Source organism: Seohaeicola saemankumensis, assembly GCF_042678485.1.
Classification (GTDB): Bacteria; Pseudomonadota; Alphaproteobacteria; order Rhodobacterales; family Rhodobacteraceae; genus Seohaeicola; species Seohaeicola saemankumensis.
Map to the genome: position 1 here is coordinate 1 of NZ_JBHTKR010000013.1, position 9583 is coordinate 9583.

The 9583-nt window shown below is 60.8% G+C and carries 9 protein-coding genes; 3 read left to right on the forward strand and 6 right to left on the reverse strand.

The genetic code is table 11. The annotated features are described in order from the left end of the window. The 5 genes from ACFQ3C_RS18730 to ACFQ3C_RS18750 all read right to left on the reverse strand — a co-directional run. Positions 1 to 681 (reverse strand): AMP-binding protein (locus ACFQ3C_RS18730; protein WP_380795180.1); only part of this gene is annotated, 681 nt, incomplete at its 3' end. A gap of 59 nt (positions 682 to 740) precedes the next feature. Next, the gene (locus tag ACFQ3C_RS18735; RefSeq protein ID WP_380795183.1) at positions 741 to 2252 is read right to left on the reverse strand and encodes a tripartite tricarboxylate transporter permease; all 1512 of its coding nucleotides are present in this window, start codon (positions 2250 to 2252) and stop codon (positions 741 to 743) included. Positions 2253 to 2277: 25 nt separating this feature from the next. Next, entirely contained in the window at positions 2278 to 2781 is a 504-nt protein-coding gene (locus ACFQ3C_RS18740) for a tripartite tricarboxylate transporter TctB family protein (RefSeq protein WP_380795185.1), read from the reverse strand. Between the two features lie 26 nt (positions 2782 to 2807). Beyond that, the gene (locus tag ACFQ3C_RS18745; protein WP_380795187.1) at positions 2808 to 3779 is read right to left on the reverse strand and encodes a Bug family tripartite tricarboxylate transporter substrate binding protein; all 972 of its coding nucleotides are present in this window, start codon (positions 3777 to 3779) and stop codon (positions 2808 to 2810) included. A 120-nt stretch (positions 3780 to 3899) separates the two neighbouring features. Then, positions 3900 to 4751, reverse strand: coding sequence for a universal stress protein (locus ACFQ3C_RS18750; RefSeq protein WP_380795189.1), 852 nt, complete (start codon positions 4749 to 4751; stop codon positions 3900 to 3902). Between the two features lie 514 nt (positions 4752 to 5265). Between ACFQ3C_RS18750 and ACFQ3C_RS18755 the strand changes: the two genes are divergently transcribed. Continuing rightward, entirely contained in the window at positions 5266 to 5886 is a 621-nt protein-coding gene (locus ACFQ3C_RS18755; RefSeq protein WP_380795192.1) for a sulfotransferase family protein, read from the forward strand. A 56-nt stretch (positions 5887 to 5942) separates the two neighbouring features. Here ACFQ3C_RS18755 and ACFQ3C_RS18760 read toward each other — a convergent pair whose 3' ends face one another. Then, positions 5943 to 7019 carry a glutathione S-transferase family protein gene (locus ACFQ3C_RS18760; protein WP_380795195.1) on the reverse strand — a complete coding sequence of 359 codons (1077 nt, stop codon included), beginning with the start codon at positions 7017 to 7019 and terminating at the stop codon, positions 5943 to 5945. 410 nt (positions 7020 to 7429) lie between these two features. Between ACFQ3C_RS18760 and ACFQ3C_RS18765 the strand changes: the two genes are divergently transcribed. Then, on the forward strand, positions 7430 to 8545 hold the full coding sequence (locus tag ACFQ3C_RS18765; RefSeq protein ID WP_380795197.1) for a pyridoxal phosphate-dependent aminotransferase: 1116 nt from the start codon (positions 7430 to 7432) through the stop codon (positions 8543 to 8545). 348 nt (positions 8546 to 8893) lie between these two features. Beyond that, positions 8894 to 9583: AMP-binding protein (locus ACFQ3C_RS18770; protein WP_380795200.1), on the forward strand; the 690-nt coding region annotated here is incomplete at its 3' end.

The window sequence follows — 9583 nt, forward strand, 5'->3', positions numbered from 1 at the left end:
GCCCGGTGTGCAGCTGATGGACGCGCCTGCGGCCAGCGACGCGCTGACGGCTGCGACAAGCCCGTGGATGTGGAACAGGGGCATGACGTTAAGGCAGCAATCCTCTGCCGTCAGCGCCAGGGATGCGCGGATGTTTTCTGCCGACGCCGCGACATTGGATTGCAGCAGCGGCACGATCTTTGGCCGCGAGGTTGTCCCCGAGGTATGCAGGATCAACGCCACGTCATCGGCTGTGGGGGCGGTGTCTGCGGCCGTGCCGGTCACATCGGTCAACAGCGTGAACATGCCCGCGGGCTCTGTCGCTGTCAGTTCGATCACGGTCAGACCGAAACGCCTTGCCGCGGCGCGGGCGGGGCCGTTATAGCCTGCTTCAAGGATGATCGCCCGGGCCTTGAGGTCTTCGAGGTAGAAGGCGAATTCGTCTTCCTTATAGGCGGGGTTCAGCGGTGCCGTGGTGGCGGATTGCGCCACGGCTATGAAGGCTGCGGCCATCTCGGGCCCATTGGGCAGCACGATCGCCACGCGGTCCTGCGCGCCCACACCGGCACCGCGCAGGAAGGTCCGCACCGTGCGCGTCAGGGCATTGAGTTGTCCATAGGTCATCCAGTCCCGGCCCGGAGCGCCAATGGCTTTGGCGGTTTCAGGATGCCGCTGGATCAGGTCTGCGAGTGTTTGCATCAATTGTCTCTCATGTTGGAAGTCTTTGGGAAATCTGACCCTTCGGGCCGTGCGGGATGCTCTCAGCTATTCGCCAGAGCCCGTTTGCGCCGCAGGAACTTGATGCCCGGCAACAGGATCAGGATGATCGCGACGATTGTGATCGGCCCTGCGATCGGCCGGTTGAAGAAGATCATCGGATCGCCCGAGGACAGCAGCAGGGACTGGCGCAGCGTGGGTTCGGCGATAGGCCCCAGCACGATGGCCAGCACGGCGGGGGCCAGCGGATAGTCGAACTTTCGCAGGAAGAAGGCCGCAATCCCGAAAATCATGATCAGCCAGAGATCGTGAATACTGCGGGAGGCCGCAAAACCGCCGACGATGGACAGCACGAAGATCAGAGGCGCCAGGATCGTGAACGGCATCCTGAGCATCCAGACGAAAAGCGGAATGAAGGCCAGGTTGATCACGAGCGCCGCGATGTTCGAGATGTAGAAGGATCCGATCAGGCCCCAGACGAACTCGGACTCGTCAAGAAAGAGACGCGGCCCCGGGGTCAGGCCCCAGATCACCATGCCGCCCAGCAGGATCGCCGTTGTCGGCGAGCCGGGAATACCCAGCGTGAGCATCGGCAGCATCGAGCCTGTCGAGGCCGAGTTGTTGGCCGCTTCCGGCGCCGCCACACCATCCGGGGATCCATTGCCATATTCCTGTGGCGTCTTCGACAGCATCTTGGCCACGCCATAAGACATCAGCGACCCCGGAGTCGCCCCCGCCGCCGGCAGAATGCCCACGAAGAACCCGATGAGAGAACCGATCCAGGTCCCTTTCCATCCGCGCTGCATGGCCTCCTTGGCGTCGGACATCATGCCCTTGGCCGTCATCTTGGGGTTGGTCGTGGTGACTTCGCCACGTGTCTGCTCGATCGTCCACAGCATTTCGCCGATGCCGTAGACGCCGATGGCCAGAACGATGAAGCCGATCCCGCGCATGAAGCCTTCGATTTCGAACAGCACCAACCGCGGCTCGCCGGAAATCGTGTCAAATCCGACGGCGGCCAACACAAGCCCGAGACAGATCGAAAACACGGTCTTGGGAATGTCGTCACCGCCGAGGCCCACGAACGTGGCAAAGGCCAGCAGCATCAGCGCAAAGATTTCAGGTGGACCGAAGGAAAGCGCCGTCGACGCCAGAACAGGCGCAAACAGCGTGAACAGGATATTGGCGACCGTCCCGCCGACGAAGGATGCCAGGGCCGCGGTGACAAGCGCCAGGCTCGCCCGCCCTTGAAGTGCCAGCGGACGGCCATCGAAGGTCGTCGCCACGGCCGTCGATGCGCCGGGTATCCCCAGGGTGACAGAGGAAATCGCCCCGCCATACATGGCCCCGTAATAGATCGCCGCAAGAAAGATGATCGCGGAATTGGGCGGCACAAGAAACGTGATCGGCAGCAGGATCGCCACGCCGTTCACCGAACCCAGTCCGGGCATGGCGCCAATGAACAGCCCGACGGTGACACCAACGAGGATCAAGGCGAAATTGATCGGCTCAAGCGCCAGCAAGATGCCATCGGCGAGAAAGGACATGACTTCCATGATAGACCTCGGGTCTGGGGGGATTTCAGTAGATGATGTCGTACATCAGGTCGAAGACGGGCTGGGTGAACCACATCCCCTGAGGCATGGAGATCAGCATCACGGCCTCGAAGAAGAAGAAGAGCCCAATCGGCAACAAAAGCGAAATCGCCAATGTCAGAAACCACGAATGCCGTCCGAGGAAACGCAGGTAATAGAACAGGAACAGCGCAATCGCGCCATACATGGACACGACCGAGATCAGGGCGACAAAAACGACCACGCTGCCGCCGACATGAAGCAGCGTGCGCCACCCGAAAGCATCCAGAAACGGTTCGTCAGACTGCGAAGCAGGGGATGTCGCGCGCCACCATTTCCACGCGCTGGCAAGGCAGCTCAGCAGCATGCCGAGGGCAAGCCAGAATGGCCAGAACCCGCCCCCCGGCCCCTGACCGCGAATGTAGCCGATGGGAAGCTCGGTGCTCTTCCACATCAGGTAGAGGGAAAAGAGGGCAAGCAGCCCAACAAGAGATATCTCACCTTGGCGCATGACTGCCCTCTTTCCTGCCGCTTGGCTCAGTTGTTCATTTCGGACAGAAGCTGACGGTGGTTCTGGACCTGCCGGGACCAGTAGGCGCGGGTTTCGGCCTCATCCATGATCAGCGGGGACAGGCTTTCCGAGACCAGGTATCCCTGCCACTTCTCGCTGTCGTAAACCTTGCCGAAGACGTCGCGGTAATAGGCGGCGGCCTCATCCGACATACCCGGTGCGCCGACGATGGCCCGCTGGTTGTAATATGAGAAATCGTGGCCCTTTTCCTTCAGGGTCGGCACGTCGGGATAGGCTTCCATCCGCTCGTCCGAGAAGGCCAGCAGCGGCACGAAATCGCCAGCCTCATAGAAGCCCTTGGCTTCGGAGGGGTTGTTCACCGTCGCCATGATCTGCTTGCCCGCAAGATCCTTGGCCACGGCGCCGCCGCCGTCATAGGGGATGTACTTGATCTTCAGGTCGTAGGCGCCCGACATGTAGGCGATCACGATGGAGTCTTCCTGCCCGGTGCCGGTTCCGCCCATGACGAACTCGCCATCCATCTCCTTCACCTTGGCGACGAATTCCTCGAAGGTGGTGATGCCCGAGTCCTTGTGGACCCAGAGCACAAAGGGATCGACCCCCATCATGATGATCGGGGTAAAGGTTTCGATGTCGACGCCCAGCGCCTCTTGACGGATCGGCGTCGTGTAGAAGGAATTCAGCGTCACCAGCAGGGTGTGATCGGGATCGCGTGCATCCTTGAGATGCAGCAGCGACTCGGCCCCCGAACCGCCGCCCCGGTTGGTGGGGATCAATGGCCGGTTGGTCAGGTCGTTTGCCTCGACCACGGATTGTATGAAGCGCGCGATCTGATCCGCACCGCCGCCAGCGCCTGCCATGATGGTGAAATCAATCGGGCGCTTCGGCGTCCAGCCATCGGCGAAAGCGGCGATCGGCAGCGTGGCGATCGTGCTGCCTGCGGCCAGTGCAAGGAAAAGTCTCTTGGTCAGTTTCATGTTGGGTTCCTCCCTGGAATGTCCGGTCGTCCCGGATTGATCTTCCCGCGTCATGCGCGGCCCTTCGTGAATTCTTGTGAAACGTCGCGCTGTGTCGGGTCGCGCTGACCGAAAGATGCCTCAATGCGCCATCAGAACCGGCATCTCCGTGTTATCCACGATGCGTTGGGTGTTGCCGCCGAACAGCATCTCGGTCTCATGGCTATGGCTGTAGGCGCCGGTCACAAGCAGGCTGGCGCCGATGTCCTTGCACCGGCCCAGAAGCTCGGTCGCAGGGTCCTTGCCATCAAAGTGAACGATCTCGGCGGTGATGCCGCGCAGGGCGTAATAGGCCGCCAGTTCGTCTGCGGTCGGCCCATGCGGTTGCAGTTTGCCGCCGGTCAGGATGTTGACGCGCTTGGCCGCATGCACGATGTCCAACGATGAGGCGACGGCGCGCGCGGCAGGCAGCGATCCGTTCCAGCCCACCGCCACATGCTGCGCGAAGGTCGCGTCAGGATGCAATTGCCCCGGACAGATCAGCACCGGACGTCCCGCCCCATAAAGAGCCGACTTCAAGGAACTTTGCCCAAGGTTGCTTTCGCGGTGGGGCTTGGGAAGAACGATCAGGTCGGACAGGCGGCCCGCGTGCCTGACCACATCGGCCATGCGCCCGGGTTCCTCCGCGAAGGTGCAGGTGGCCGTTCCTGCTTCGCGCACCCCTTCATTGAGGCCGAATTCGCGCGCCAAACGATGCAGAATGCCCCGCAGATGGTCTTCCTGCCGGTTTGCAAGCTCAACGGCCTGCTCCAGCATCACCTTGCGCGCAAAATCATTCAGCGGCACGCCTTGCGGGATCAGGTCTTTGGGCTGGACACGACAATGCACGACATTGACCTGTGCATCATGCTGTTTGGCCAGCTCTGCCGCATGGGCAAGCACGGTGGCAACCATGCCATCACCGCGTACCGGGACCAAAATTGACTTCAACATCGTGCTATTCCCTCGAGTCCTGTGCCGCGGCCATTCCCTGGCTTTTTCTGGCGGGGTGAACCCTTCAGCAGGTCCATCCGACAGGCGATGCGAAAGAAAGTTACGCGCAGGAATGTTTCGTCAAGAGGTAAATATGTGTAATAATTTTGCGTGGCGAATTTTCTGATATTTATTAAGCCTTTGTAAAATATAAAAATTTCTGCATCCCAAGGTATACCGCAAAATCAGCGAACCAAGTGACGGTAAGCCAGCCGAGGGCGACCTGTTCCATCCCCGCCACTCGATGAGATTCGCGCGAAGCACCGCATCGGTTCGCAAGGTGAAAGATGGCCGCAGGCGGGATCTTCATGGGGGGCTTGCCGAACCCATCGGTGTGCGCCCGGTGGTTCTATGCGGCGCCGCCGTTCTGGGGCGCGCCTGTCTTGCCGCGTTTTTCATTGCCAGATGCCCCGATGGGGCACACACTCGTCAGGGCGTGAACAATGAATGAGGATTACAGCAAGGGGAATTGCAGATGGCACTGGACATTATCGGCGCAGGCTTCGGTCGGACCGGAACAGACTCCCTCAAGGAGGCTTTGACAATTCTGGGCTTCGGACCATGCCACCATATGCATGAGATACGTGACCATCCCGAAAAAGCGCAGCCATGGCATGACTATTTCTGCGGTGGGGCCGATCTTGATCTTGATCTGCTGTTTGACGGCTACCGTTCACAGGTCGACTGGCCCGGCGCCCATCTATGGCGCGAGTCGGCCAAGCATTACCCGGACGCGAAAGTGATCCTGTCGGTCCGCGATCCGGAAAGCTGGTACGCGTCCTATGCGAAGACGATCAAGATCTTCCGACAGACGGAAATGCCGCCGGAAGCGCGGCACATGAAGCAGATACAGGAGTTCGTCGAGGTCTTTCTGAATGACCGCTTTGACACCAAGGACAAGGCGATAGCAGATTTCGAGGCGCATGTTGCCGATGTGACCTCTGCCATTCCGGCCCATCGGCTTCTTGTTCATGAGCTGGGGTCAGGCTGGGCGCCGCTCTGCGCGTTTCTTGGGGTTCCCGTGCCGGATCAGGATTATCCGCATACCAACGCAACGACAGCCTTTCAAAAGAACAACATCGAGTTGCAGAGATAGGCAGCGCAGGCAGGTCTTGTCAGAAGGATTTGCGTCAAGGCGGATAAAGCGCCCGATCAAACCTGGCAGATTTCCGCATCGACCAAAGGTGACAAGCCGGTGGCTTTCAGGATCGCACGTGCAGAGGTTTGATCGGCCAGGGACAGTGATTGAAATTCCTCCCTTGTCCAGCGCAGGCATTTCAATTGATACGGAAAACTTGGCTGGACCCAGGTGCTGCCGTCGATCTCGGTCGTGAAGGTTGTCTGCTTTTCGATCACGGCCCGTCCGTTGGCAAGAAGTTGGGGCATATGTGTCCGGGCCACCTCGGACAGCAGGGCGATCAGTGTGTCGGGCAAGTGGTCGTGGCTGTTCAGCCAGTCCTGATCCGTGACCTCATGGCCGCTCAGATCCTCCAACCGCTCCACCCAAGCATAGACACGCGGGGCGATGTTTTCACATAGCCGCATGGGCGTGGGATCAAAATGAGTCAGACATGTCAGTTGTCCCATCATGGCGAAATCTGCCGAGGCCGGGCGGTTTCCGAACAGGAATGGATGCCGCTGAAGATGGCTTTCCAGAAGCTGGAGGAACCTGACGTAGCTTGCTTCGATCACTGGCGCGGTGGTCTCGTTTGACCCCACCACATGCAGCCGGTCGACTTGTCGCCGTGTGAATTCCTCTGCCTGGGCCGCCAGCATTTCGGGCGACTTCTCAACCTGCGTATAGAGAGGCAAAATGCGGCCGGCCTTCTTGATGTCCCCGTCAAAGTGCCAGCGATAGTGAAACATGCAACGGGTCAACCACTCGTCGGCATAGTCTTCCAACACATAATTCAGGAAGGCCAGAACGGGGCTTTCCGGGATGACCCGGCGCTCCGATATCCGGCTTTCCAACCTGCGGATGATCGGTGTGGTATCTGTGACCGCCTCCAGTTTGCCCGTATCATCAGGCATGTAGACGGTAGGAAGCAGCGGAACTTTGGGCTTCGGAAGATGTTTCCGATCAACGCCATTGCCCGGCGCATCCGGATTCTGCGGCCAGTTGATGATGAACCGGTAGGGCAGACGCCGGAACCGCAGAACCGCCAGCATTTTTCGCGTGTAGGGGCTGCCGTGAATGCCTTGAAGGCTGATGGTTTCCTGCTGGGCCACTTTGGTCCTTTCATCGGGCCGTGCATTTGAAGTGTCGACCGACCCCTGTTCCTAACACTATCGCGGTTTGCGTTCTGAATAAACGGTTCCCAGACAAACGGATCATGCGGGGCGGTGTCTTGGCCTTTTGGATGCACCGCGGGTTTGCCCTTTTGCCAGGTCAGAACGAAGCCCGCGATCGCCCGCCTGACAGTGATGTTCTGCAGCCAAATGGTGAAAACACCCCCGTCACGCAGGGAAACACGGGCTGGCTTGATTTGGATCAATACACTCCGCCCAGCCGGCTGGTTTGCTCGGACACCTCCCCATGGAAGCGGAGCTGTGCGACGGATATGAGCAGACCGACAGATCCCCTGCGAAATCTGGTAGCTGCCAGATCTCATGCCCTTGCCATGTCGGCAATCAAGGAGATGTCCATTCTCAGTGCCGGGATTCCCGATGCTGCGTCTCTGGCATGGGGGTTGCCGTCCTTCCAGACGCCGGCGCCTATCCGGGCCGCGGTCAGCCATGCTCTTGAGGCTGATCCCAAAATCGGCATGTACGCGCTGCCCGGCGGGCTGCCGGAGCTTCTGGCCGCCGTCGCGGCGGAGCACGAACGCCGGACCGGCATGCGCGTCGATCCGAACCGGCGTGTCGTGATCTCGGCGGGCAACATGGAAGGGCTGCAGATCCTGATGCAAGCCATCATCAATCCGGGTGACGAGGTGATCGTGACCGATCCCGGCTTCGTGTCACATATCAGTCAGATCAAGTTCAGCGGTGGCGTGCCGGTGTTCTGGAAAATGGATGAAGCCGGGGGGTGGGATCTCGACATTGACGCGTTGCCGCGCCTTATCGGCCCGCGCACGAAAGCGATTGTTCTGGTCACACCGTCCAATCCGACAGGCGCGATCCTGTCTGAAACATCCCTGCGCGCCGCGGCCGATATCGCCCGCGAACGCGGTATCCTCGTGATCCTGGATGATCCTTACAGCCCATTTGTGTTTGATGAACCGCAACGGTTCTTCAATCTTGCCACGATGCCGGAACTTTCCGAAAACCTTGCGTATCTTTTCACGTTTTCCAAGGCTTACGCCATGTCGGGCTGGCGCGCCGCCTACATGGTCTTGCCCGAAGCGATCCGCGCCGAAGTCGTTAAGATCCATGACCTGACGATGATCTGCACGCCCCGAACCAGCCAGGTGGCGGCCTTGGCGGCCTTGACCACCGAACCGCTGCATCTTGCACAGTTCCGCAGCGTTCTTGCACGCCGCCGCGATCTCATCTGCGAACGGCTCGACCGGGTCGCGCATGTGTTCGACTATGTCCGCCCGAAGGGGGCTTATTATGTCTTTCCCCGGATCGTTGCGGCATTTGAAAATGATGTGCAGTTCGCCCATGATCTTTTGAACCACGCACATGTCACCGTGACACCGGGCAGCGCATTCGGACCATCTGGCAGCGCCCATGTCCGCATGGCCTATTGTGTCGAAGATGATGTGATCAACCTGGCCTTCGACAGGATCGAGGCGCATTTCGGCCGCTGATCCGGATGTGCCGGACGACCTGACTGTTGGCCCGCGGCTCTCAACGGCAGGTTTTTTGCATTTACGCCAGTGCTGTCCGGGGTGCGCGCCAGACCGGCTGCAGCGGCGATCCGCCATGCCTGCCGTTGCGCCGAACCGGCCTGACAGCGCCTTTGACGACAATGCCTGCGTCCTGCCTGCGGACTGGCCCGCGGACTGGCCCGCGAACTGGCCCGCGAACTGGGTTGACTTGAACCGATCCACTTGCTTGGGTCGTGCCAATGCCACGGCGACGGATCCCACCTGAGGGACGTTGACCGTGGGCTTCGCCGGCCCGGGAAAGGGCCGGTGCTGACGGGAGGGATAACCATGACGGATACACTGGCGGCGCTGATCGGCGCGCAGGATGCAAATGCGCCGGCAATCGGCGCGCCGGGCCGCGGCTGGCTCAGCTATGCCGGACTGGCCGCGCAGGCCGCGCATGTCGCGGATGCCCTGCACCGGGCAGGCGTGGGACGCGGCGATCGCGTGGCGATCGTGCTGCCCAATGGCCCCGAAATGGCGACAGCTTTCGTGACCGTGGCAGGCGTGGCCACGACCTGTCCGCTGAACCCCGCCTATCGGCAGGACGAATTCGCCTTCTACCTTGAAGACCTCAAGGCCAAGGCGATCATCCTGACCGAGGACGAGGCCGGCGCCGCCCATGCTGCGGCCACGGCGCAGGGGCTTGCGGTGATCCGGCTGTCCGTGGACACGGACCAGCCTGCCGGCAGGTTCACGCTGCGGGCGGAAACATCTGCGGGCACCGCCGACACCGCCGCGCCGGGTCCCGATGACGTGGCGTTGATCCTGCATACCTCGGGGACAACCTCGCGGCCAAAGATCGTGCCGCTGCTGCAATCCAATGTCGCGGCGTCAGCGCGCAACGTCGGGGCCTCGCTGGCGCTGACGCCGGCCGACCGCTGCATGAACGTGATGCCGCTGTTCCATATCCACGGCCTGATTGCTGCCGTCTCGGCCAGCCTGGCATCGGGCGGGTCAGTCTGGTGCGCGCCAGGG

Excerpts from the sequence above, each read along its gene's own strand:
- ACFQ3C_RS18735 (WP_380795183.1), bottom strand. The coding sequence starts at position 2,252 with ATGGAAGTCATGTCCTTTCTCGCCGATGGCATCTTGCTGGCGCTTGAG.
- ACFQ3C_RS18740 (WP_380795185.1), bottom strand. The coding sequence starts at position 2,781 with ATGCGCCAAGGTGAGATATCTCTTGTTGGGCTGCTTGCCCTCTTTTCC.
- ACFQ3C_RS18745 (WP_380795187.1), bottom strand. The coding sequence starts at position 3,779 with ATGAAACTGACCAAGAGACTTTTCCTTGCACTGGCCGCAGGCAGCACG.
- ACFQ3C_RS18750 (WP_380795189.1), bottom strand. The coding sequence starts at position 4,751 with ATGTTGAAGTCAATTTTGGTCCCGGTACGCGGTGATGGCATGGTTGCC.
- ACFQ3C_RS18755 (WP_380795192.1), top strand. The coding sequence starts at position 5,266 with ATGGCACTGGACATTATCGGCGCAGGCTTCGGTCGGACCGGAACAGAC.
- ACFQ3C_RS18765 (WP_380795197.1), top strand. The coding sequence starts at position 7,430 with ATGTCCATTCTCAGTGCCGGGATTCCCGATGCTGCGTCTCTGGCATGG.